General features: G+C 70.7%; 22 protein-coding genes and 2 pseudogenes. 5 read left to right on the forward strand and 19 right to left on the reverse strand.

Translation table 11 applies throughout. The features are described from left to right. Positions 1–101 precede the first annotated feature (101 nt). Positions 102–710, reverse strand: a complete 609-nt coding sequence (locus tag OTB20_RS33410; protein WP_267823361.1) for a flavodoxin family protein — start codon at positions 708–710, stop codon at positions 102–104. Positions 711–843: 133 nt separating this feature from the next. Between OTB20_RS33410 and OTB20_RS33415 the strand changes: the two genes are divergently transcribed. Next, positions 844–1,284 (forward strand): winged helix-turn-helix transcriptional regulator, encoded by a 441-nt coding sequence (locus tag OTB20_RS33415; RefSeq protein WP_267823363.1) that lies wholly within the window; start codon positions 844–846, stop codon positions 1,282–1,284. Here the strand turns inward: OTB20_RS33415 and mutM are convergent. The 9 genes and pseudogenes from mutM to OTB20_RS33460 all read right to left on the reverse strand — a co-directional run bounded on the left by mutM (position 1,239) and on the right by OTB20_RS33460 (position 10,553). After that, on the reverse strand, positions 1,239–2,108 hold the full coding sequence (gene mutM / locus OTB20_RS33420) for a bifunctional DNA-formamidopyrimidine glycosylase/DNA-(apurinic or apyrimidinic site) lyase (RefSeq protein ID WP_267823364.1): 870 nt from the start codon (positions 2,106–2,108) through the stop codon (positions 1,239–1,241). The two genes, OTB20_RS33415 and mutM, sit on opposite strands and share 46 nt — an antisense overlap. 127 nt (positions 2,109–2,235) lie before the next feature. Further along, the gene (gene rnc, locus OTB20_RS33425) at positions 2,236–3,099 is read right to left on the reverse strand and encodes a ribonuclease III (protein WP_267823365.1); all 864 of its coding nucleotides are present in this window, start codon (positions 3,097–3,099) and stop codon (positions 2,236–2,238) included. A 19-nt stretch (positions 3,100–3,118) separates the two neighbouring features. Next, positions 3,119–3,292 (reverse strand): 50S ribosomal protein L32, encoded by a 174-nt coding sequence (gene rpmF, locus OTB20_RS33430; protein ID WP_003965982.1) that lies wholly within the window; start codon positions 3,290–3,292, stop codon positions 3,119–3,121. Between the two features lie 2 nt (positions 3,293–3,294). Then, entirely contained in the window at positions 3,295–3,942 is a 648-nt protein-coding gene (locus tag OTB20_RS33435; RefSeq protein WP_324289286.1) for a DUF177 domain-containing protein, read from the reverse strand. A 151-nt stretch (positions 3,943–4,093) separates the two neighbouring features. Next, a complete protein-coding gene (locus OTB20_RS33440; protein ID WP_267823367.1) occupies positions 4,094–5,161 on the reverse strand; it encodes a DivIVA domain-containing protein in 1,068 nt (355 codons plus the stop codon). Positions 5,162–5,278: 117 nt separating this feature from the next. Then, a complete protein-coding gene (gene coaD / locus OTB20_RS33445) occupies positions 5,279–5,758 on the reverse strand; it encodes a pantetheine-phosphate adenylyltransferase (RefSeq protein ID WP_267823418.1) in 480 nt (159 codons plus the stop codon). Between the two features lie 29 nt (positions 5,759–5,787). Continuing rightward, positions 5,788–6,375, reverse strand: a pseudogene (gene rsmD / locus OTB20_RS33450) (16S rRNA (guanine(966)-N(2))-methyltransferase RsmD); the annotation flags it as partial. Between the two features lie 53 nt (positions 6,376–6,428). Further along, the gene (recG, locus tag OTB20_RS33455; RefSeq protein WP_267823369.1) at positions 6,429–8,672 is read right to left on the reverse strand and encodes an ATP-dependent DNA helicase RecG; all 2,244 of its coding nucleotides are present in this window, start codon (positions 8,670–8,672) and stop codon (positions 6,429–6,431) included. A gap of 246 nt (positions 8,673–8,918) precedes the next feature. After that, entirely contained in the window at positions 8,919–10,553 is a 1,635-nt protein-coding gene (locus OTB20_RS33460; RefSeq protein WP_267823370.1) for a DAK2 domain-containing protein, read from the reverse strand. Between the two features lie 242 nt (positions 10,554–10,795). On the opposite strand from OTB20_RS33460, the gene rpmB reads away from it, so the two are divergent. Next, the gene (gene rpmB / locus OTB20_RS33465; RefSeq protein ID WP_073911113.1) at positions 10,796–10,981 is read left to right on the forward strand and encodes a 50S ribosomal protein L28; all 186 of its coding nucleotides are present in this window, start codon (positions 10,796–10,798) and stop codon (positions 10,979–10,981) included. 168 nt (positions 10,982–11,149) lie between these two features. Here the strand turns inward: rpmB and thiD are convergent, their stop codons facing one another. Both thiD and OTB20_RS33475 read right to left on the reverse strand, forming a co-directional pair. Then, the gene (gene thiD, locus OTB20_RS33470) at positions 11,150–11,968 is read right to left on the reverse strand and encodes a bifunctional hydroxymethylpyrimidine kinase/phosphomethylpyrimidine kinase (protein ID WP_267823372.1); all 819 of its coding nucleotides are present in this window, start codon (positions 11,966–11,968) and stop codon (positions 11,150–11,152) included. Continuing rightward, complete coding sequence (locus OTB20_RS33475; RefSeq protein ID WP_267753540.1) at positions 11,965–12,948, reverse strand: thiamine-phosphate kinase; 984 nt, start codon at positions 12,946–12,948, stop codon at positions 11,965–11,967. The genes thiD and OTB20_RS33475 overlap by 4 nt, the downstream gene beginning before the upstream one ends. 245 nt (positions 12,949–13,193) lie before the next feature. Here OTB20_RS33475 and OTB20_RS33480 point away from each other — a divergent pair, with 245 nt between their 5' ends. Next, positions 13,194–13,427 carry an Lrp/AsnC ligand binding domain-containing protein gene (locus tag OTB20_RS33480; protein ID WP_267753541.1) on the forward strand — a complete coding sequence of 78 codons (234 nt, stop codon included), beginning with the start codon at positions 13,194–13,196 and terminating at the stop codon, positions 13,425–13,427. A gap of 23 nt (positions 13,428–13,450) precedes the next feature. Beyond that, complete coding sequence (locus OTB20_RS33485; protein ID WP_267823420.1) at positions 13,451–13,954, forward strand: DUF3515 domain-containing protein; 504 nt, start codon at positions 13,451–13,453, stop codon at positions 13,952–13,954. Between the two features lie 102 nt (positions 13,955–14,056). Here OTB20_RS33485 and OTB20_RS33490 read toward each other — a convergent pair whose 3' ends face one another. From OTB20_RS33490 to OTB20_RS33500, 3 genes are read right to left on the reverse strand one after another with little or no spacing between them, the layout of a single operon-like run. Continuing rightward, a complete protein-coding gene (locus OTB20_RS33490; protein WP_267823374.1) occupies positions 14,057–15,214 on the reverse strand; it encodes a D-alanine--D-alanine ligase family protein in 1,158 nt (385 codons plus the stop codon). Between the two features lie 39 nt (positions 15,215–15,253). Beyond that, complete coding sequence (locus OTB20_RS33495) at positions 15,254–16,264, reverse strand: NAD(P)H-dependent glycerol-3-phosphate dehydrogenase (protein WP_267823375.1); 1,011 nt, start codon at positions 16,262–16,264, stop codon at positions 15,254–15,256. After that, positions 16,261–17,013: a lysophospholipid acyltransferase family protein gene (locus OTB20_RS33500; protein WP_267823377.1), complete on the reverse strand. Its 753-nt coding sequence runs from the start codon at positions 17,011–17,013 to the stop codon at positions 16,261–16,263. Before OTB20_RS33500 ends, OTB20_RS33495 begins: the two co-directional genes overlap by 4 nt. Positions 17,014–17,252: 239 nt before the next feature. Between OTB20_RS33500 and cofC the strand changes: the two are divergent. Continuing rightward, positions 17,253–17,858 (forward strand): annotated as a pseudogene (gene cofC, locus OTB20_RS33505) (2-phospho-L-lactate guanylyltransferase); the annotation flags it as partial. Positions 17,859–18,201: 343 nt separating this feature from the next. Here the strand turns inward: cofC and OTB20_RS33510 are convergent. The 4 genes from OTB20_RS33510 to leuC form a co-directional block, all read right to left on the reverse strand. Further along, positions 18,202–18,891, reverse strand: a complete 690-nt coding sequence (locus OTB20_RS33510; RefSeq protein WP_267823379.1) for an HU family DNA-binding protein — start codon at positions 18,889–18,891, stop codon at positions 18,202–18,204. Between the two features lie 145 nt (positions 18,892–19,036). Next, positions 19,037–19,264 carry a hypothetical protein gene (locus OTB20_RS33515; RefSeq protein ID WP_243337737.1) on the reverse strand — a complete coding sequence of 76 codons (228 nt, stop codon included), beginning with the start codon at positions 19,262–19,264 and terminating at the stop codon, positions 19,037–19,039. Between the two features lie 137 nt (positions 19,265–19,401). Further along, on the reverse strand, positions 19,402–19,995 hold the full coding sequence (gene leuD / locus OTB20_RS33520; protein ID WP_267753550.1) for a 3-isopropylmalate dehydratase small subunit: 594 nt from the start codon (positions 19,993–19,995) through the stop codon (positions 19,402–19,404). A 5-nt stretch (positions 19,996–20,000) separates the two neighbouring features. Next, entirely contained in the window at positions 20,001–21,425 is a 1,425-nt protein-coding gene (gene leuC, locus OTB20_RS33525) for a 3-isopropylmalate dehydratase large subunit (RefSeq protein WP_267823381.1), read from the reverse strand. Between the last annotated feature and the right edge of the window lie 83 nt (positions 21,426–21,508).

Consider the following 21,508-nt stretch of genomic DNA (forward strand, 5'->3'; position numbering starts at 1 on the left):
GTCCTGCGCGGCGGATTTCCGCCGCGCAGGACCGTGCCCCCGCCCGTTGGGCCCCGGCCGCGCCCGTGCCGGGCGGCAGCGCCCGGCACTCGGGCCGTGGATCAGACCGCGACGGAGAGGGTCGCGCGGCCGGCGAGCAGGACGCGGGTCTGGTCGGCGACGCGGCGGCCGAGGTGCTCGGCGGTGGCGATGTCGGCCTTGTGGACGAACTCGGCACTCTGGTCGCCGTTGGACTGGGCGGCGGCGCCGTCGAAGAAGCCGAGGCGGTTCAGGTCGTTCTCGGAACCGGTGCTGGAGTTCCAGCCCGGCTTCAGACCCAGGTTCACCCAGTTCATGCCGTGCTGCGAGGCCAGCGTCTGGAAGTAGTCGAGGGTGTTGCCCTTGTCGCCGGACTTGGAGCCGGAGTTGGTGAAGCCCGCGGCGACCTTGTCCTGCCAGCCGGCCGTGAACCAGATCTTGGAGGTGGCCTCGGCGAAGACGTGGAAGGCGCCGGAGGCGGTGCCCATGTAGGTGGGAGCGCCGAAGACGATGGCATCGGACGCGGTGAGCAGCTCCCACTGCGCGTCGTCGATCTCGTCGACCTTGATCAGGTGCACGGTCGCGTCGGCGTCGATGGCACCGGCCTTGACCGCGTCGGCGATCACCGCGGTGTGGCCGTAGCCGGAGTGGTAGGCGATCGAGACAACGGGGGTGTACGTGATACCGGACAAGACGGGTCTCCCTCGGAAAACACCGTGGTGGGTCACGGCGTTGTGCGGCGTGGCGTAACAACAACGAGGTAACCACTAACTTTTTGAAAGCGCAACCTGAATGGCTGGCGCTGCCTAGTAGTAGGCTGAAACCATGCAGACTCCACCGTGCGGCGAAGCCGAGGGCGACGGCGCGCCCGAACAGGCCTCCGCGACCTTCGATGTGTTCGCTCGCGTGTGCCCGTCCCGCGAGGCGCTCGAACACGTCACGGGTCGCTGGGGCAGCCTCACGGTGGGCGCCCTGCACAAGGGGCCCTGCCGATTCAACGAGCTGCGCCGCCGGGTGGACGGCATCAGCGAGAAGATGCTCTCCCAGACCCTGCACGCGCTGGAGCGCGACGGCATCGTCAACCGGGAGGCCCAGCCGACCAACCCGCCCCGCGTCGACTACGAACTGACCGCGCTCGGCGTGGAGATCGCGCAGCGCGTGGACGCGCTCATCGGGCTGCTCGAGGGCAGCATGCCCGCGGTGCTCTCTTCCCGGTCCGCCTACGACGCCACGCGCGAAGACCGCTGGCAGCGCGGGCAGAAGTAGCTCGACCGGTTCATCCACGGCCGGCGCCGCATGGGAGTCCCGCAGCGCCTGCAGGGCTCGTCCTCCCGCCCGTAGGCGTCGAGGGAGCGGTCGAAGTAGCCGGATTCGCCGTTGACGTTGACGTAGAGGCTGTCGAAGCTGGTGCCGCCGACGGCCAGGGCCTCGTTCATGACGTCCCGGACATGGCCGAGGAGTTCCGTGCTCCGGGGGCGCGTGAGCGTGGCCGTGGGGCGCTCGTAGTGCAGCTTGGCGCGCCAGAGCGACTCGTCCGCGTAGATGTTGCCGACCCCGCTGATCAGCGACTGGTCGAGCAGTGCCCGCTTCACCGTGGTGCGCTTGGCCCGCAGCGCCAGATGGTAGGCCGCCTCGTCGAAGAGCGGGTCCAGGGGGTCCCGCGCGATGTGCGCGATGACGTCGGGCAGCCCCTCCGCGCTGTCGGGGGCACAAGGGTGCAGCGACAGTCCGCCGAAGGTCCGCTGGTCGACGAAGCGCAGCTCGGTCCCGGCGTCGTCCGCGAACCGCACCCGGATGCGCAGGTGCTTCTCGTCGGGGGCCCCTTCGGGCTGCACGAGGAGCTGCCCGCTCATCCCGAGGTGCCCGAGCACGGAGTGCTCCCGCTCCTCCAGCGGCAGCCACAGGTACTTGCCGCGCCGCCTCGGTACCCCGAAGGTCTCCCCCGTGAGCCGCGCGGCGAAATCGGCGCCGCCGCCCGCGTGCCGGCGTACGGCGCGCGGATGCAGCACCTCGACGGCCGTGACGGTCCGCCCGGCCACCCAGCGTTCCAGGCCGCGCCGCACCACTTCGACTTCGGGCAGCTCGGGCACGGGGACCTCCGGAAGGGTGCGGTGGTGAAGCTCCCGGCGAGCGTACCGGCCCCCCGGCCGGGGCCGGAAACGGGTCCGCCCGCCCTCGCTGTCGCGGGGGCGGGCGGGAAAAATCCGGAAGGACGCGTCAGGCTTCGGGCGTCGGATCGGCGGGAGTCGGCGCCCCGTCGTCTTCAGCCGCGGCCTCGGCCGAAGCCGGCACCGCTGCTCCGGCCGGAGCCGGATTGGCCACGCCCGCGGCTTGCGCCGCGATCCGCTCGTCCGCCGCGGTACGGATACCGCGCCACGCGGACTCGGCCGCCTGCTGTTCCGCTTCCTTCTTGCTGCGCCCGACACCGGTGCCATAGGAGACAGCACCGACGCGCGCGGCGGCGGTGAAGGTCTTCTGATGGTCCGGGCCGGTCTCGGAGACCAGGTATTCCGGCACGCCAAGACCTTCGGCGGCCGTGAGCTCCTGGAGACTGGTTTTCCAGTCCAGGCCGGCGCCGAGGTTCGAGGACTTCTCGATGAGCGGGTCAAAGAGCCGGTGAACCAGCTCCGAGGCCGCGTCGAGGCCCCGATCGAGGTAGACCGCGCCGATCACCGCTTCAAGGGTGTCGGCGAGGATGGAGGCCTTGTCCCGGCCACCCGTGCCCTCTTCGCCCCGGCCGAGCCGGATGAAGAGACCGAGTTCGAGCCCGCGGCTGACTTCGGCAAGTGCGCGCGAGTTGACTACCGCGGCCCGCAGTTTGGCCAATTGGCCTTCCGGCAGGTCGGGGTGGGTCGTGTACAGCGTGTCCGTGACCACCAGGCCCAGCACGGAGTCCCCGAGGAACTCCAGCCGTTCGTTGGTGGGCAGACCGCCGTTCTCGTACGCGTACGAGCGGTGGGTCAGCGCACGCACCAGAAGGGCGGACTCGAGTCGATACCCGAGCCGCCCTTCCAGAAGCACGTGGGACGAGGCCGCGTTCTTACTGTCTGCCTGCTTCTCAGCGTTGGACAGCTCAGACATTGCGCCTCTCACCAGCCGCTCAGACCTCGAGGACCTGACGCTTGTTGTAGGTGCCGCAGCTCGGGCACGCAATGTGCTGGAGCTTCGGCTCCTGGCAACGCTCGCACGAAACCAGGGTGGGGACCGCAGCCTTCCACTGCGACCGGCGGTGGCGCGTGTTGCTGCGCGACATCTTCCGCTTCGGAACAGCCACGGCTACTTCTCCTGCTTCTCGGCGGCGCCCTGAACTCCGTCAGAGACAGTGCCGCTCATGTTGTCCTTCTCGACGCCCTGATCGGAGACGAGTCCCTGCAATGCCGCCCAACGGATATCGACGGCGTCATGGTGGTGGTCCGGGTCGTCGTTCAGGCTGAGCCCGCAATCGGGGCACAGTCCGAGACAGTCCTCCCGGCACACCGGCTGCAGCGGCAGTGCGAGCACCACCACGTCGCGCAGCACGGATTCGAGGTCGAACAAGCCGTCCTCGATAAAGAGCGTGTCCTCGTCGTCCTCGGCGTCGTCGGCCGGCTCCGCCTTCGAGCGGTTCCGGTCGTCGGCGTCAGGGTACGAGAACATCTCCTGGAACTCCGCCTTGAGCTCACGCTCGACGGCCTCCAGACACCTTACGCACTCCCCGGTGGCCGATCCACGAGCGGTGCCTGTGACAAGCACCCCTTCCATGACCGACTCCAGGCGGAGCTTGAGGTTCAGCCGACTGCCTTCCGGCACTCCGATGACACCGGCGAGACCGAGGTCCGCCGGCGCCGCGATCTCACGGGACAGCCGCAGCATGGCACCAGGACGCCGACCCAGCTCGTGCGTATCGAACACGAGGGGGTTGCGGTGGTCGAGGTGGGTGTTCAGGGCTGTTCCCGCTTTCACAAAATCACTGGAGACTGCTGAAGATCAAGATTTCCGCCACTCAAGGGCAGCATTGATCGCGGTGCATACGCGCGACCGAAGAGCCAGGATACCCGCCGCTTCGCTCTGCGCCCAATCCGGTTCCCCAGGGAACTCAGCGGCCCTGTTCGTACTGGCGCAGCTGGTCCAGATTGATCATGCTCGTGTCGAAGAAGCTGGTCTCGTCGAGAGCGGCCTGCTGGTCCGGTACGGGCTGCTGCTGCTGGTAGCCGCCGTACGGGTCGGGCTGCTGCTCGTAGGAAGCCGCGTAGGGGTCGGGCTGCTGCACCTGCTGGTAGTTGCCGTACGGGTCCTGGTACGCGTACGCGTCCTGCTGGACGGGCTGCCCCGGATAGTGCGCGGCGTAAGCCTCTCCAGTGGAGCCGGTGCTCGCTCCGGGGTAGGCGTCGTACGCCGGCTCCGGGTGCGCCTGTGCGGGGATCAGCGGCGCCTGCGGCTCGGCCAGCCCAGCCAGGAAGTCCGCGTCGCTCTGGGAGCGCGACTGCTGGAGCCCGGCCGCGTCCTGGGCGGCCATGTGCGCGCCGAGGTCGTCGGTGGCCACGCGGCCCAGGAGCTTCTGCCGGCCGCGGCCGACGGCCTCCAGGGTTTTGGAGAGCACCGCTTCGAAGGTGGCCAGCTTGGTGTCCACGTAGGCGTCCGCCTGCTCGCGCTGCGTCTGCGGGTCGTGGCTGCGCTCGGGCGCCTCGGCGTCCGGGTAGCCCTGGTCGTCCAGCCCGGGCCCGCGGCCCAGCAGCTTCTCGCGGCCGCGGTCCACCGAGCCGATGGTCTTGCTGAGTACGACCTCGAAGTTCGCGAGCTTGCTGTCGACGTAGTCGTCGGCCTCGGCCCGGACCTCCTCCGCCTCCCGGTTGGCCTCCGCCAGGATCCGGTCCGCCTCGTTCTGGGAGCGCCGCGCGACCTCGGTGTCGGAGATCAGCGAACCGCGCTGGGCGTGCGCCGACTCGATGATCCGGTCGGCCTCCCGGCGGGCCTCCTCGACCATCTGTTCCCGGCCGCCGATGAGCTCCTGGGCCTGTGCGAGCGAGCCCGGCAAAGCCTTGCGGACTTCTTCGAGCTGCGCGAGCAGCTCGGCGCGGTTGATCACGCACGAGGCCGACATGGGCATGGACCGGGCGCTGCCGACGGCCGCGACGATCTCGTCGAGCTTCTTCTGCACGTCCATGGGTGCTCGCACTCTCTCGGCCCCGGGCGGTTCCCGAGACGGACGGGACGACTGTAAGGCCACCGGGCCGGGGGCCGACACCGGCTGACGGCAGGTCAGGGGCGTCGGCGGCCGGTGTCAGCGCTGGGCCAGGCGCTCCAGCAGCGCGGCGTGCACGTGCGCGGGCAGCAGGTGGGCGACGTCGCCGCCCCAGGTCGCCACTTCCTTGACCAGGGAGGAGGACAGGAAGCTGTAGGTCGGGTTGGTGGGGACGAAGAGCGTCTCGACGCCCGACAGGCCCATGTTCATCTGAGCCATCTGCAACTCGTAGTCGAAGTCGCTGACGGCGCGCAGACCCTTGACGATGGCCGGGATCTCCCGCTGCTTGCAGAAGTCGACGAGGAGCCCGTGGAAGGACTCGACCTCGATGTTTCCGTAGCCGGCGGTCGCCTCGCGGATCAGCTCGATCCGCTCCTCGACGGTGAAGAGTCCCTGCTTGGACTGGTTGATCATCACGGCGACGTGGACCACGTCGTAGAGCCGGGAGGCCCGGCCGATGATGTCGAGGTGTCCGTTGGTGATGGGGTCGAACGACCCCGGACAGACTGCGCGGCGCAACTGCATTCCCTCGTTCCCGGGTGCGGGCTTCATGACTCTTCGCTGACGGAGGCGGCGCGACCGTACCAAAGGGTGCCCTCGCCGTACTTCCTGGACCGCAGCGGCTCGAAGCCGTCCGGCCACGGGAAGGCCCCGCTCCGCGTCCTGCGCTCCACGGTGACGAGCGCGTCGTCGGTGAGCCAGCCATTGGACCGGAGTGTGAGGAGGATCTCGCTCAGTTCGGCGTGCTCCACCTCGTACGGCGGGTCCAGGAAGACCACGTCGTACGGGTCCCCCTGCGCGGGGACGGCCGCGAGCTGCTCGGCCCGGCCGGCCCGGAATTCGGCGCCGGGCAGGCCGATCGAGGTGATGTTGTCCCGGATGGCCTTGGCGGCCTTGGCGTCGGGCTCGACCAGCAGCGCGTGGCCGGCGCCGCGGGAGAGCGCCTCCAGGCCGACGGCGCCGGAACCGGCGTAGAGGTCGAGGACCCGGGCGCCCTCGACTCCGTGCAGCGACTCCCAGGTGGAGAAGAGGCCTTCGCGCATCCGGTCCGAGGTCGGGCGGGTGCCGGTGCCGGGCGGTACGACGAGGCGTCGCCCGCCGGCGCTTCCGGCGATCACGCGGGTCATCTGGGGTCCTTCGGTGAGCGGGGTGGAGGATGGTGCGGGCCTTCAACGATAGGCCGTACCCGTCACCCCTTCTCCAGGTACTGCTCGCGCTCGGTGTCCAGCAGGGCCTCCAGGGCGGTCCGCAGGCCCGGCAGCTCCGTGAGCTCGGGGTCTGCGGCGACCACGCGGGTGGCCTCCTCCCGGGCCTGGGTGATGACCTCCTCGTCCTCGATGACCGCGAGCATCCGCAGCGAGGAGCGGACCCCGGACTGTGCCTGGCCGAGCACGTCGCCCTCGCGGCGCTGTTCCAGGTCGATGCGGGAGAGCTCGAAGCCGTCCAGGGTGGCGGCGACGGCGGCGAGCCGGGCGCGGGCGGGGCTGGCCTCGTGCATCTCGCTGACCAGCAGGCACAGCCCGGGGGCGGAACCGCGGCCGACGCGGCCGCGCAGCTGGTGGAGCTGGGAGACGCCGAAGCGGTCGGCGTCCATGATGACCATGACGGTGGAGTTCGGGACGTTCACGCCGACCTCGATGACGGTGGTGGCCACCATCACCTTGACCTCGCCCGCGGTGAAGCGGCGCATGACGTCGTCCTTGTCGGCCGGGTCCATCCGCCCGTGCAGCACCTCCACGGACAGTCCGGCGAGGGGGCCCCGGGTGAGCTGTTCGGCGATGTCCAGCACGGCGAGCGGGGGCCGTTTGTCGCCGTCCTCCTCGGCCGTCGCCTTCTTGGCGGCCTTGGGGGTCTTGCCGCCCTTGCCGTTCTTGCCGTTCTTGGGGTCGTCGTCCCCGTCGCCGATGCGCGGGCACACCACGTACGCCTGGTGGCCGTTCTCCACTTCCTCGCGGACCCGTTCCCAGGCCCGGGCCAGGAAGTGCGGCTTGTCCTTGGCGGGCACCACGTGGGTGGCGATCGGGGAGCGGCCGGCCGGCAGCTGGTCCAGTACGGAGGTCTCCAGATCACCGAAGACGGTCATGGCGACCGTGCGCGGGATCGGGGTGGCGGTCATGACGAGCAGGTGCGGGGGCTGTTTGCCCTTGGAGCGCAGGGCGTCGCGCTGTTCCACGCCGAAGCGGTGCTGCTCGTCGACGACGACCAGGCCGAGGTCGTGGAACTGCACCTTGTCCTCGATCAGCGCGTGCGTGCCGATCACGACCCCGGCCTCGCCGGTGATCAGGTCCAGCAGTGCGCGCCGGCGGGCGGGCACTCCCATCGAGCCGGTGAGCAGGACCACCTTGGTGCCCCGGTCGGAGCCGCCGAGCATCCCGCCCTCGGCGAGCTCGCCCATCATCTCGGTGATGGAGCGGTGGTGCTGCTGTGCGAGCACCTCGGTGGGGGCGAGCATGGCGGCCTGTCCGCCGGAGTCGACGACGGCGAGCATGGCCCGCAGGGCGACCATCGTCTTCCCGCTGCCGACCTCGCCCTGGAGGAGGCGGTGCATGGGGTGGTCGGTGGCGAGGTCGTCGAAGATCTCCTTCGAGACGGACTGCTGGCCTTCGGTGAGGGTGAAGGGGAGCTTGGCGTCGAAGGATTCGAGGAGGCCGCCGGGGGTGGGGCGGCGGGGTACGGCCGGGAGCTGGGAGTCGGCGTGCCGGCGGCGGGCCAGGGCGACCTGGAGGACGAAGGCCTCGTCCCACTTGAGGCGCCCGCGGGCGTCCTCGATGTCGGCCTTGGTGACCGGTCGGTGGATCTTGAGCAGGGCCTCGGTGAGCGGGACCAGTCCGCGGCCCTCGCGCAGGGCGCCGGGCAGCGGGTCGACGACCTCCTGGGCCGTGGGGAGCACCGCGTCCACGCATTTGGCGATCTTCCAGGATTCCAGCTTCGCGCAGGCCGGGTAGATCGGGATGAGCTGGCTCGCGAAGGCGGTGGCCGCGTCCCGGTCGGAGGCGTCCGCGCCGAGAGGCTCGTAGGCGGGGTGGGCGAGCTGGAGCTTGTGGTTGAACATCCCGACCTTGCCCGCGAACATCGCGCGGCTGCCGGGCAGCAGTTCCTTGTGCGGTTTGTGGACGCCCGACCCGAAGAAGACGAGCTGGAGCCGTCCGCTGCCGTCGGTGATGGTGACTTCCAGGCGCTTTCCGCCGCCCCGGCTGCCGTGGTACGTCAGCAGGCGCGCGTCGGCGACCTGCGCGACCACCGTGACGTGTTCGTCGATCTGGTCGGCGAGTTCGGCCAGCGAGGTCAGTTCGCCCCGCTCCGCGTACCGCCGGGGGTAGTGGTGGAGCAGGTCCAGGGCCGTGTGCAGGCCGAGCTGCTCGGCCAGCACCTTGGCGGTGGCGGGGCCGAGGGTCTTCTTGAGGTCTTCGTCGAGCGCGGGCACGTGGCCCATCTTCCCCCCTGCGGGTGATGACCGGCCAAGAGTCGGCGAAGACACGCATCGGCGCACTACGATCGAGCCCTGCCTTCGGGCGGCGGTCAGGGCTTGGCCGTCACCAGGTTTGTTGGAGCCTGGTGAGAAGCCGCTCTTCGGGCGGAGGAGTCACTGCACACCATGGCGCCGGCTGCGGCCGGATGACCGGTGGTGTGAGAGCAGGACCGTGGGACGCCGGCCGGAGACACTTCTCCGGCCGGGCCCTTATTCCACCCCGATGAGCAGCGGAGCGGACCAGCGGCCGCCCTGGTAGGTCACGGTGTCGACGGCGAGGTGGCCGTGCTGGACGTACGCCTCCAGCCGTCCGGCCAGCTCCTCGGGCGCCTCGGGGCCCAGGACCAGGGTGACCAGTTCGCCGCCGGATCCGAGCATCCGGGCCAGGACCGCTTCGGCGGTCTGCGCCAGGCCCGTTCCGATGACGGCCACGTCGCCGTCGATGAGCCCGAGCACGTCGCCCGCCTGGCAGATGCCGGCCGAGGTGAAGGACTGCCGTTCGGCGATGGCGAGTTCGCCGTAGCGGGTGGCTCCGGCGGCGGCCGTCATGGCGACCACGTCCTCGTCGAAGGTGCCGTCCGGGTCGTGGACGGCGAGCGCGGCCAGGCCCTGGACCTCGGAGCGGGTGGGGATCACGGCGACCCGTACGCCGTCGGCGCGCGCCCGCTGCGCGGCGGACGCGGCGACGGCCCGCAGTTCGGCGCAGTTCGGGAGCAGGACGACCTCGCGGGCGTGCGCCTCGCGGATGGCGTCGGCGAGTTCGGCGACGGCCGGCGGTTCGCCGGGCCGGGCGAGCACGGTGGTGGCTCCCGCCTCCCCGCACAGTCCGGCCAGCCCCTCGCCCTGGACGACGGCGACGACGGCCCGCTGGGAGCGCTCGCCGCGGGCCCGGCGGCGTTCGTCGCCGAAGTGCGTGATGCGGATCCGGTACGGCCGCCCCGCGGCCACCGCGGCCTCCACGGCCGCGCCGGGGTCGTCGACGTGGACGTGGACGTTCCACAGCCCGTCGCCGCCGACCACCACCAGGGAGTCGCCGAGCGAGTCGAGCCGGGCGCGCAGCCGGTCGACCTCCGTCTCCGCGGCCTCCAGCAGGTAGATCACCTCGTAGGCGGGTCCGCCGTGCTCCTCGGCGCAGGGCTCCGGCGAGGTCGGTACGGGCACGGCCCGGCCGCGGATCGGTTCGGGGGCCGGTTCCCGCCCGGACAGCGCCTGCCACAGGGCCCCGAGTACGGCGACCAGTCCGCAGCCCCCGGCGTCGACCACTCCGGCCCGCCCCAGCGCGGCCAGCTGCCCCGGGGTTTCGGCGAGGGCCGCGCGGGCGCCGTCGTAGGCGGCCCCGGCCACGTCGGCGGCGGTCCCGGCGGCGGCCTCGGCGGCCCGCGCGGCGGCGGTGGCGACGGTGAGCATGGTGCCCTCCACCGGGTGCGCGACGGCCCGGTAGGCCTCCTCGGCGGCCCGGGTCAGCGCCTGCGCGAGGAGCCGGGCGGGATCGCGCCCGGCGGGCTCGTCGCCGAGTACGTCGGCCACTCCGCGCAGGAGCTGCGCGAGGATCGTCCCGGAGTTGCCCCGGGCGCCTATCAGGGCGCCGTGCGCGAAGGCCCGTACGGCCTGGGGGAGGGAGGTTTCCGCTGTGCCGTCCGTCACTTCGGCGAGGAGGTCCGCGAGCTCCCGGTCGGCCGATTCGGCGGTCAGGTAGAGGTTGGTGCCGGTGTCCGCGTCCGCGACGGGATAGACGTTGATGGCGTCGATGTCCTCGCGGGCCCGGCCCAGTGCGGCCAGGGCCAGCGAGCTCCAGGTGCGTACCGCTTCGGCGTTCAGGGGGTACGGCTGAGGCTCGTGCGCCACCGGGCGTTCCTCCTTGTGCGGGCCAGGGTTCACCGCAGGGTAACGAAGGACTGCCGGGGCGGCGGGACCCCGGGGCGGGGGCGGCCGTGGCCGTGGTAGTTTTCTTGGACCGAGGCAGGCGTTGTATGCTGCTCCGGTTGCCCGATGAGAGTCGGGCCATCCCCCCGGCAAACCACTTCAGATCTCTGATACCGGTGCGCCGGGATTCACTGTAAGTGCATCTGAAGTCTTTGGAGTGACCTGTGGCTGCCAACTGCGACGTTTGCGCCAAGGGGCCGAGCTTCGGCAACAGCATTTCCCACTCGCACCGCCGCACCTCGCGTCGCTGGAACCCGAACATCCAGCGCGTCCGTGCCGTGGTCAATGGGACGCCGAAGCGCCTCAACGCCTGCACCTCGTGCATCAAGGCCGGCAAGGTCTCGCGCTGACGCCTTTCGTCGTAGCGCAGCCCTTTCCGGTTGCTGAGAAGGCCGGTCCACCTGGTGGACCGGCCTCTTGCTTTACCTGATCGATCCCGCAGGGCCCGTCCCATCCCGTGAGTTCACGGGGTGGGACGGGCCCTGCGGGCGTTCGGGCGCCCTGCCTCGGCCACGGCCTCAGCGCCACCGCCACGCGTGGTCCACCGGGCCGATGCCCGCGCCCAGTGCGAAACCGGCGGCGATGGCGCCGGTGACGTACTCCTTGGCCTCGGTGACGGCTGCCGGGACGGTCCGCCCCTTGGCCAGGCCGGCCGCGATCGCGCTGGCGAGCGTGCAGCCGGTGCCGTGCGTGTGCCGGTTGTCGTACCGGGGGGCGCGCAGCCAGAGTTCGTCGGCGCCGTCGGTCAGGAGGTCCACGGCCTCGTCCCCGTGGGCGGTGAGGTGGCCGCCTTTGATCAGCGCCCAGGCGGGGCCGTACGCGAGGACCGCGTCGGCGGCACGGCGCATGTCGTCCTCGGTCTCCACGACGACTCCGGTGAGCTGGGTCACCTCGTCCAGGTTCGGCGTGGCCACGGTGGCCCGGGGCAGCAGTTCTCCCCGTACGGCGTCCAGGGCGGTGGCGGCGAGCAGCGCGTCGCCGTGCTTGGAGACGCCGACCGGGTCCACGACGGCCGGGGCGTCGGTCCAGGCGAGCAGCTCGGCCACGGTCTCCACCAGGGCGGCGGAGGACAGCATTCCCGTCTTCACGGCCTGGACGCCGATATCGTCCACCACGGCCCTGTACTGGCCCTTGACGGCCTCCGCGGGCAGTTCCCAGACGCCTTTGACGCCCAGCGAGTTCTGCGCGGTCACAGCGGTCACCACGCTCATCCCGTGGACCCCGAGCGCCAGCATCGTCTTGAGGTCGGCCTGGATGCCCGCGCCGCCGCCGGAGTCGGATCCGGCGACGGTCAGGCACAGCGGCGGGTGCTGCCGTGCCTGAGGGGGGCCGCTCATCGGGGGGTGTCCTCCGCGGCCGCGTCCCCGCCGAAGTGGTCCCAGCCGCCGGTGCTGTTCCAGGGGGCGCCGTCGACGGTCACCTGGGGCAGCGCGGAGCGGTTCTGCACCTCGCCGATGACCTTCCAGCGGGCCGGGAGCTTCACGTCGGGCGGGAAGGTGGCCACGATGGCGTGGTCCTCTCCCCCGGTGAGGACCCACTGGAGCGGGTCCACGCCGACGGCCTGCCCGATGTCGTGCATCTGCGTCGGGATGTCGACGGCCGCCGAGCGCAGGTCGATCCGTACCTTGCTGGCCTCGGCGATGTGCCCGAGGTCCGCGATCAGGCCGTCGCTGACGTCGGTCATGGCGGTGGCGCCGAGTCCGGCGGCCGCGGGACCGGCGTGGTAGGGCGGTTCGGGGCGCCGGTGGGCCTCTACGAAGGCCCGCGGCGAGCGGAAGCCGCGCGAGAGCACGGCGAACCCGGCGGCGGACCAGCCGAGCCAGCCGGTCACGGCCACGACGTCGCCGGGCTGGGCGCCGGAGCGCAGGACGGGTTCGTGGTTGCGCAGGTCGCCGAGGGCGGTGATGGCCACGGTGATGATGTCCCCGCGGACCACGTCGCCGCCGACCACGGCAGCGCCGGCGACCTGGCATTCGTCGCGGATGCCGTCCATCAGCTCGGTGGGCCAGGTCGCCGGCAGCTCGGCCGGTACGACGAGGCCGAGCAGCAGTGCGGTCGGCACCGCGCCCATGGCGGCGATGTCGGCGAGGTTCTGCGCGGCGGCCTTGCGGCCGACGTCGTAGGCGGTGGACCAGTCGCGCCGGAAGTGCCTGCCTTCCAGCAGGATGTCCGTGCTCGCCACGACCCGCCGGTCGGGGGCCGACACCACCGCGGCGTCGTCGCCCGGGCCGACCCGGACCGCCGGGGTGGTGGTGAGCCGTGAGGTGAGCTCCCGAATGAGCCCGAACTCCCCCAGCTCGCCCACAGTGCCCTTCATCGCTGTGCCCCTTCTTGCCCAGTCCGCTTGCGGTCGCGAGCCGTCACAGCTCTGGGTACCGTCAACAGATACGTCAACTTCTGCTCTTCGTACGCCCCGCTCCTCGTGGAGCCGGACCCGCGGGTCTCCCCGCGGCGGTCGGCGACGCGGTACCGTGGCGTCCCTTCTTCCCCGGGCCCACCCGTCATCCCCGGGCCCACCCGAAGGGTAGGGGAAATGATCCTCGTGGCCGCCCTGGAGGTTCCGTGGTACAGGCGTACATCCTCATTCAGACCGAGGTGGGCAAGGCGTCGTCCGTCGCCGAGTCCATCGCGCAGATCGCGGGGGTGATCCAGGCCGAGGACGTGACCGGCCCGTACGACGTGATCGTGCGCGCCCAGGCCGACACCGTGGACGAGCTCGGCCGCATGGTCGTGGCCAAGGTCCAGCAGGTGGAGGGGATCACCCGCACCTTGACCTGCCCGGTGGTCCATCTGTAGCCCCCGTCTACTCTTGGCCGGTGATGTCTCGACACCGCCGGCCCTTCTCGCTGCTCGCCGCACTGACCGCGGTGGCCGCCTCGGCGGCCCTCACGGGGTGTTCTCCGGGTGATTCCGAGGCCCGGGTGGTTCCGCCGTCCGCTCCGCCCACCGACGTCGCCGGGTTCTGTGCGGCGCTGCACGAGGAACTTCCCGGGACGGTCCAGGGTCTGGCCCGGACCAGGACCGAACCGGAGTCCGACCTGACCGCCGCGTGGGGCGGCTCGGCGATCGTACTGCGGTGCGGGATCCCCCAGCCCCCCAAGATGCTGGATCCGACGCAGGACGGCGGTGAGATCAACGGTGTGGGCTGGCTGATCGAGAGGCTCGCCAACGCCGACGGCGGCGGTTTCCGGTTCACCACCGTGATGCGGCTGGCGTACACGGAGATCCGGGTCGACAAGGAGCATGCCACGGATGCGCAGATGCTGGTCGGCCTGTCCGCGGCGATCGCCAGGACCGTGCCGGAGGGCATCTCCTCGTACTGAGCCCCACGGCCCCGTACGAGGCCGCGCTCCGCTCGCAAGGACCGCCCGCCGGGATTCCGGCGGGCGGTCCTTGTGCGTGTACGGGGCTGCGTGCCCGGGCGGTCAGCGCAGTCCGGTGGACCGGCGCAGGGCTGCCTGGATCAGGCGGTCCACCAGCTCCGGGTACTCGACGCCCGACTCCTGCCACATGCGCGGGTACATGGAGATCGGTGTGAAGCCCGGCATGGTGTTGATCTCGTTGATGACGAAGGTGCCGTCCTCGGTGAGGAAGAAGTCGGCACGCACCAGGCCCTCGCAGGACGCGGCGTCGAAGGCCTCGATCGCGAGCTTCTGGACCTCGGCGGTCTGCTCCGGGGTGAGCGGGGCGGGCACGAGTCCGGAGGCGGAGTCGATGTACTTCGCCTCGAAGTCGTAGAAGTCGTGGCTGGAGACCGGCGGGATCTCGGCGGGCACGCTCGCGCGTGGTCCGTCCTCGAACTCCAGGACCCCGCACTCGATCTCGCGGCCGCGCAGCAGCGCCTCCACGATGATCTTCGGGTCGTGGCGGCGGGCCTCGCGGATCGCGGCCTCCAGGGCGGAGGGCTCGTCGACCTTGGTGATGCCGATCGAGGATCCGGCCCGGGCGGGCTTGATGAACAGCGGCCAGCCGTGCTCGCCGGCGAAGTCCGCGATGCGGGCGAGGGCGCCCTCGCGGTCGTTCTCCCACTCGCGGGGGCGGATGGTCACGTACGGGCCCACGCGCAGCCCGAAGGACGTGAAGACCCGCTTCATGTAGTCCTTGTCCTGGCCGACGGCCGAGGCGAGGACGCCCGAGCCGACGTACGGGATGCCGGAGAGCTCCAGGAGGCCCTGCAGGGTGCCGTCCTCGCCGTACGGGCCGTGCAGGACGGGGAAGACGACGTCTACCTCGCCCAGTGCCTTGGGAACGGCGCCCGGCTCGGTGTAGACGACCTCGCGGCTGGCCGGGTCGACGGAGAGCACGACGGCGCCGTCCTCGGAGTCGGCGAGCTCCCCCACGTTGGGGAGCTTGCCGCCGGAGATGGCCATCCGGGCGGGCTCGTCGGCGGTCAGTGCCCATCGGCCGTCCGTGGTGATGCCGATGGGCAGGACCTCGTACTTGGAGCGGTCGATGGAGCGCAGGACGGCGCCCGCGGTGACGACCGAGATGGCGTGTTCCGAGCTGCGGCCGCCGAACACGACGGCCACACGGGGCTTGCGGCCCTGCTGCTCAGGGGTCTGGGGGAGGTTCTCGCTGCTCATATCGCGACGAGAATACCCGCTCGCGCGTCCGGAAAGCAGTCAGCGCCGTTCCGGTTTGGCGCTGCGCCCCATGAGTTCCTTGAGCGCGACCAGGGTCGGCTTGCCGTGGTGGACGATGTCGACGACCGTGTCGGTGATCGGCATGTCGACCCCGTGGCGGCGGGCCAGATCGGCCACGGACTGGCAGGACTTGACACCCTCGGCGGTCTGCTTGGTGACCGCGATGGTCTCCTCCAGGGTCATCCCGCGGCCGAGGTTGGTGCCGAAGGTGTGGTTCCGGGAGAGCGGCGAGGAGCAGGTGGCGACGAGGTCGCCGAGGCCCGCGAGGCCGGAGAAGGTGAGCGGGTCGGCGCCCATCGCCAGGCCCAGGCGGGTGGCTTCGGCGAGTCCGCGGGTGATGAGCGAGCCCTTGGTGTTGTCGCCGAGGCCCATGCCGTCCGCGATGCCGACGGCGAGGCCGATGACGTTCTTGACGGCGCCGCCGAGCTCGCAGCCGATGACGTCGGTGCTCGTGTACGGGCGGAAGTACGGGGTGTGGCAGGCGGCCTGGAGGCGCTGGGCGACGGCTTCGTCCACACAGGCGACCACGGAGGCGGCGGGCTGCCGGGCGGCGATCTCGCGGGCCAGGTTGGGGCCGGTGACGACGGCGACCCGGTCGGCGGGGACCTTGGCCACCTCCTCGATGACCTCGCTCATCCGCTTGGCGGTGCCCAGTTCGACGCCCTTCATCAGGGAGACGAGGACCGTGTCGGGCGCCAGCAGCGGGGCCCAGGCGGCGAGGTTGCCGCGCAGGGTCTGCGAGGGGATGGCGAGGACCGTGAAGTCGGCGCCGGCCGCGGCCTCGGCCGGGTCGGTGGTGGCGCGGATGTTCGCGGGGAGTTCGATGTCGGGGAAGTAGTCCGGGTTGGTCCGGCCGCCGTTGATGGCGTCGACGAGCTCGCGCCGGCGGCCCCACAGGACCACCTCGCAGCCCGCGTCGGCGAGCACCATGGCGAAGGCCGTGCCCCAGGAGCCCGTTCCGAATACGGCTGCCTTCACGGGACGTGTCACTTGTTGCCCTCCCCCGCGGCCTTGCGCCGCTGTTCCGCCCTGGCCTTGCGATGGTCGTACGGCTGCGGGGGCGCGCTCTCGCCCCGCAGTTCCTCCAGCAGCTCGGTGACGGCCGCCATGATGGTTTCCGTGACCTCCCTGAGCACGTCCGGAGTGGGTTCCAGGCCGTAGTAACCGGCGAGGTCCACAGGCGGCCCGGCGAGGACCTGGAGGGTTTTGCGCGGGAACAGGCTGAGCTTGTTCTCCTTGGCGTAGGGCGGCATCGCGAGATTCGCGCCCCACTGGGCCACCGGAATGACGGGGGCCCTGGTCATGAGTGCCACGCGGGCGGCGCCGGTCTTGCCGGCCATCGGCCACATGTCGGGGTCCCGGGTGAGGGTGCCTTCCGGGTAAAAGGCCACGCATTCGCCCCGCTCGATCGCGTCCACGGCGGCCCGGAATGCGTCCAGGGCGTTGGTGGACTCCCGGTAGACGGGGATCTGCCCGGAGCCCCGCAGGATCGCGCCGACAATGGGGACCTCGAAGAGGGCGGCCTTGCCGAGCAATCGGGGCACCCGGCCGGTGTTGTACTGGAAGTGCGCGTAGGACAGCGGATCCAGATACGAGTTGTGATTGACGGCGGTGATAAATCCGCCCTCGGCCGGAATGTGTTCCATTCCCCGCCAGTCCCGCTTGAAGAGCACTACCAGCGGCGGTTTCGCGATGGCTGCCGCAAGGCGGTACCAGAAGCCGATTCTGCGGCGGGACACTCGGACACCTTCCTCTAGGACCGGTGCGCGGCTTGGGCGCCCCGGAGCCGGACAAGTGTCGCCCCAGGCCCGGTCTCTGTCGAGAACACCGTACGCCCCGGACACCCCGACCAGGCCCCGGGCCGCCCGGCATGAGGTGACAATGGGGCTCCGTATGACCTGGCCATGACCCGCACATGGGCTGAGCGGCGCGCGAGCGTGCCGGAGGGAAGGGGTCCGTCACGAACGCCGTCTGGAGTCTGGTGGTCCCGCTGAAGCCCCTCGCCGTGGCCAAGAGCCGCCTCGCGGCGGCCGTGGGAGCCTCTCGTCCCGGGCTCGCCCTGGCGTTCGCGCTGGACACCGTCGCGGGGGCGCTGGCCTGCGCGGCGGTCGCGGATGTGGTGGTCGTCACGGACGATCCGGCGGCCGGGCCGGAACTGGCGCGGCTGGGCGCCCGGATCGTGCCGGACCATCCGGCCGCCGGGCTCAACGCGGCGCTGGCCCACGGGGCGCGGGAGATACGGGCGGGCAGACCGAGGGCGGCGGTGGCCGCGATGAACGCGGACCTGCCGGCGCTGCGGCCGCCCGAATTGCTACGCGTGCTCGAAACCGCTTCGGCATTTCCCAGGGCATTTCTGGCGGATGCGGCGGGAATCGGGACGACCTTGCTTTCCGCTGCTCCGGACGTGGAATTGGCGCCCTCGTTCGGCGGCCCCTCGCGGGCCCGGCATTCGGCCTCGGGCGCGGTGGAAATGACACTCGTCGGCGTAGACAGCATCCGCCGGGACGTGGACACCGCTGCGGATCTGCGTACGGCCCTCACCCTCGGTGTGGGGCGCCATACGGCCCGATACAGTGCCCACATGCAGGCGACCGCGTACACGTACGACTCCCAGACCCGCAGCGGCAGTGTGCTGCTGGACGACGGCACCCCGGTGCCCTTCGAGGCCCCGGCGTTCGACGCGGGCGGCCTGCGGCTGCTGCGCCCCGGGCAGCGGGTCCGGATCGAGACGGACGGCGAGGGTCCCGGCCTGCGGATCACTCTGGTCACGCTGCAGACCTTCTGAGACCGGGCCTTTCGGCCCCGGACATCGCAGCCCTCGGACCTCCCGGTCCCCGGGCCTGCGGACCGCCGACGGCCCGCCCCGACGCACCGCGGGCCGGTTTCCCCGCCTTGGGGAAACCGGCCCGGCGTGTGTGACTCGTGCCCTACTTGGTCTTGCGGGCGGTGGTCTTCTTCGCGGTGGCCTTGCGCGTCGCCGTCTTCTTGGCGGGCGCCTTCGTCGCAGCGGTGGCCTTCTTGGCCGCCGGGGCGGTCTTCTTCGCGGTGGCGGTGGTCTTCTTCGCCGTGGCCGCAGCCTTCTTGACCGTGGCCTTCTTGGCGGCGGGGGCCGCCTTCTTCGCCACGGCGGTCTTGGCGACCGTCTTCTTGGCGGTGGCGGTGGTCTTCTTGGCCGTGGTCTTCTTCGCGACCGTGGTCTTGGCGGCGGCAGCGGCCTTCTTGGCGGTGGTGGCCTTCTTGGCCGCGGCCTTCTTCACCGTGGCGGAGGCGGCGGAAGAGCCACCCGTGAGGCTTCCCTTGGGCGCCTTCTTCACCGATACCTCGCCGCCCTTGGGCAGCTTCTTGGTGCCACTGACCAGGTCCTTGAAGCCCTGGCCCGCACGGAAGCGGGGAACCGAGGTCTTCTTGACCCGGACGCGCTCACCCGTCTGGGGGTTGCGGGCGTAGCGGGCCGGACGGTCGACCTTCTCGAACGAGCCGAAGCCCGTGACCGAGACCCGGTCGCCCGCGACGGTCGAGCGGACGATGGCGTCCAGTACCGCGTCGACGGCGTCCGCGGCCTGCTGACGGCCGCCCAGCTTGTCGGCAATCGCTTCTACGAGCTGCGCCTTGTTCAACGTCTTCCCCTTCGGAGACTTCGCCAGAACGAATGTGTTCAAGCTTATTTCGCACGTTAGGCGGATATATACCGCAAATCAAACACGAAACGGGCTTATCACCCTAGTGCCGCAACGTTGTAGGCCGTTACGGAGTTCCTTCGCATCAGTCGCCTTCAGGGAATCGACCCTCGTCGAGGTCCTTCATCAACCTGTCCAGGCGCCTTGCCGCGTCGGCGAGATCATGCTTCGCCACGGCGGTGACGACCAACAGCTTCCGGGACAGCGCCATCCGTACGCCCTCCGGGACTTGCAGCGTGCGCACCCTTGTGTGTGCTTCTTTCAATCGGTCGGCAACAAGTCCGTAGAGCTCAAGTTGACTGTCGCGTTCCATGCACAGATTGTGCCATCTGGGGCGAGTTGTCGCCTCACGGGGCCTCAACACACGACTGTGCCCCCTGCCGGATGGCAGGGGGCACAGTGTTGCCTATCTGATCACCCTAAGGCGAATAAGCGCTGATCAGGCTGGAATCACGCCCGAATCGTGCGCGGCTTGTGGGTGGGCCGAACGCTTTCGTACGTGGTGATGTCCGCTTCGTTCTGAAGGGTGAGGGAGATGTCGTCCAGCCCCTCCAGCAGCCGCCAGCGGGCGTTGTCGTCGAGTTCGAACTCCGCTACGAGGCCTTCGGCTCGGACCTGGCGGTCGACCAGGTCGACCGTGATCTCGGCGGTGGGGTCGGCCTCGGTCAGCTGCCACAGCTTCTCGACGGTCTCCTGCGGCAGGACGACGGTCAGCAGACCGTTCTTCAGCGAGTTGCCGCGGAAGATGTCGGCGAAGCGGGAGGAGATGACCGTCTTGAAGCCGAAGTTCTGCAGGGCCCAGACGGCGTGTTCGCGCGAGGAACCGGTGCCGAAGTCGGGACCGGCGACCAGAACGCTCGCGTCCGCGCGCTCGGGGCGGTTCGTGATGAACTCCGGGTCCTTGCGCCAGGCCTCGAAGAGCCCGTCCTCGAAGCCGTCGCGGGTGATCTTCTTCAGCCAGTGGGCCGGGATGATCTGGTCGGTGTCGACGTTGCTGCGGCGCAGCGGGACGGCCCGGCCGGTGTGAGTGGTGAAGGCTTCCATGGTTCTCAGACTCCGGCGGTCTCGTTGGCGTCGGACAGGTCGGCGGGCGAGGCCAGATGGCCCAGCACCGCGGTGGCCGCGGCCACCTGCGGGGAGACCAGGTGGGTGCGCCCGCCCTTGCCCTGCCGGCCCTCGAAGTTGCGGTTGGAGGTGGACGCGGAGCGCTCGCCGGGAGCCAGTTGGTCGGGGTTCATGCCCAGACACATCGAGCAGCCCGCGTGCCGCCATTCGGCGCCGGCCTCCTTGAAGACCTTGTCCAGGCCCTCCGCCACCGCCTGCAGGGCGACACGGACCGAGCCCGGGACGACCAGCATCCGTACGCCGTCGGCGACTTTGCGGCCCTCGACGATCCCGGCGACGGCGCGCAGGTCCTCGATGCGGCCGTTGGTGCAGGAACCTACGAAGACGGTGTCGACCTTGATGTCGCGCAGCGGCTGCCCGGCGGTCAACCCCATGTACTCCAGGGCCTTTTCGGCGGCGTGGCGCTCCGAAGCGTCCTCGTACGAAGCGGGGTCGGGGACGTGTCCCGACAGGGGCGCGCCCTGGCCGGGGTTGGTGCCCCAGGTGACGAACGGCGTCAGCGCGCCGGCGTCGATGACCACCTCGGCGTCGAAGGCGGCGTCCTCGTCGGTGCGCAGGGTCTTCCAGTACGCGACCGCCCCGTCCCACTCCTCGCCCACGGGGGCGTGGTCGCGGCCCTCCAGGTAGTCGAAGGTGGTCTGGTCGGGGGCGATCATTCCCGCGCGGGCGCCGGCCTCGATCGACATGTTGCAGATGGTCATGCGGGCTTCCATCGACAGCTTCTCGACGGCCTCGCCGCGGTACTCCAGGATGTAGCCCTGGCCGCCGCCGGTGCCGATCTTGGCGATGATCGCCAGGATCAGGTCCTTGGCGGTGACGCCCTCGGCCAGCGCGCCGGTGACGGTGATCGCCATCGTCTTGGGGCGGGCCAGCGGCAGCGTCTGGGTCGCCAGCACGTGCTCGACCTGGCTGGTGCCGATGCCGAACGCCAGCGCGCCGAAAGCGCCGTGCGTGGAGGTGTGCGAGTCACCACAGACCACGGTGGTGCCCGGCTGGGTCAGGCCCAGCTGCGGTCCCACGACGTGGACGACACCCTGCTCGACGTCGCCCAGCGAGTGCAGGCGCACACCGAACTCGGCGCAGTTCTTGCGCAGCGTCTCGAGCTGGGTCCGGGAGACCGGGTCCGCGATCGGCTTGTCGATGTCGATGGTGGGGGTGTTGTGGTCCTCGGTCGCGATGGTGAGGTCCAGGCGGCGTACCTTGCGGCCGGCCTGGCGCAGGCCCTCGAAGGCCTGGGGGCTGGTCACCTCGTGCAGCAGGTGCAGATCGATGAAGAGGAGATCGGGCTCGCCCTCTACGCGCCTGACGACATGGTCGTCCCAGACCTTCTCCGCGAGTGTCCTACCCATCGCTTTCCCTCCGGCCGGCCGGTTGTGCCGGCGCTTCATAGAGATCTTGTGCGCCTGACCGTCCGTACCCCACGTCCCGGACG

The sequence above is a fragment of the Streptomyces sp. H27-H1 genome, assembly GCF_026627445.1.
In the GTDB taxonomy this organism is placed as follows: Bacteria; Actinomycetota; Actinomycetes; order Streptomycetales; family Streptomycetaceae; genus Streptomyces.

What these genes read in the sequence shown, in the direction of transcription:
- OTB20_RS33475 (WP_267753540.1), bottom strand. Translation starts at nt 12,948, where the DNA reads ATGAAGGGCACTGTGGGCGAGCTGGGGGAGTTCGGGCTCATTCGGGAG.
- rnc (WP_267823365.1), bottom strand. Translation starts at nt 3,099, where the DNA reads ATGTCTGAGCTGTCCAACGCTGAGAAGCAGGCAGACAGTAAGAACGCG.
- recG (WP_267823369.1), bottom strand. Translation starts at nt 8,672, where the DNA reads ATGGGCCACGTGCCCGCGCTCGACGAAGACCTCAAGAAGACCCTCGGC.
- leuD (WP_267753550.1), bottom strand. Translation starts at nt 19,995, where the DNA reads ATGGAAGCCTTCACCACTCACACCGGCCGGGCCGTCCCGCTGCGCCGC.
- leuC (WP_267823381.1), bottom strand. Translation starts at nt 21,425, where the DNA reads ATGGGTAGGACACTCGCGGAGAAGGTCTGGGACGACCATGTCGTCAGG.
- OTB20_RS33485 (WP_267823420.1), top strand. Translation starts at nt 13,451, where the DNA reads ATGTCTCGACACCGCCGGCCCTTCTCGCTGCTCGCCGCACTGACCGCG.
- OTB20_RS33490 (WP_267823374.1), bottom strand. Translation starts at nt 15,214, where the DNA reads ATGAGCAGCGAGAACCTCCCCCAGACCCCTGAGCAGCAGGGCCGCAAG.
- thiD (WP_267823372.1), bottom strand. Translation starts at nt 11,968, where the DNA reads ATGAGCGGCCCCCCTCAGGCACGGCAGCACCCGCCGCTGTGCCTGACC.
- OTB20_RS33415 (WP_267823363.1), top strand. Translation starts at nt 844, where the DNA reads ATGCAGACTCCACCGTGCGGCGAAGCCGAGGGCGACGGCGCGCCCGAA.
- OTB20_RS33440 (WP_267823367.1), bottom strand. Translation starts at nt 5,161, where the DNA reads ATGGACGTGCAGAAGAAGCTCGACGAGATCGTCGCGGCCGTCGGCAGC.
- OTB20_RS33515 (WP_243337737.1), bottom strand. Translation starts at nt 19,264, where the DNA reads ATGGAACGCGACAGTCAACTTGAGCTCTACGGACTTGTTGCCGACCGA.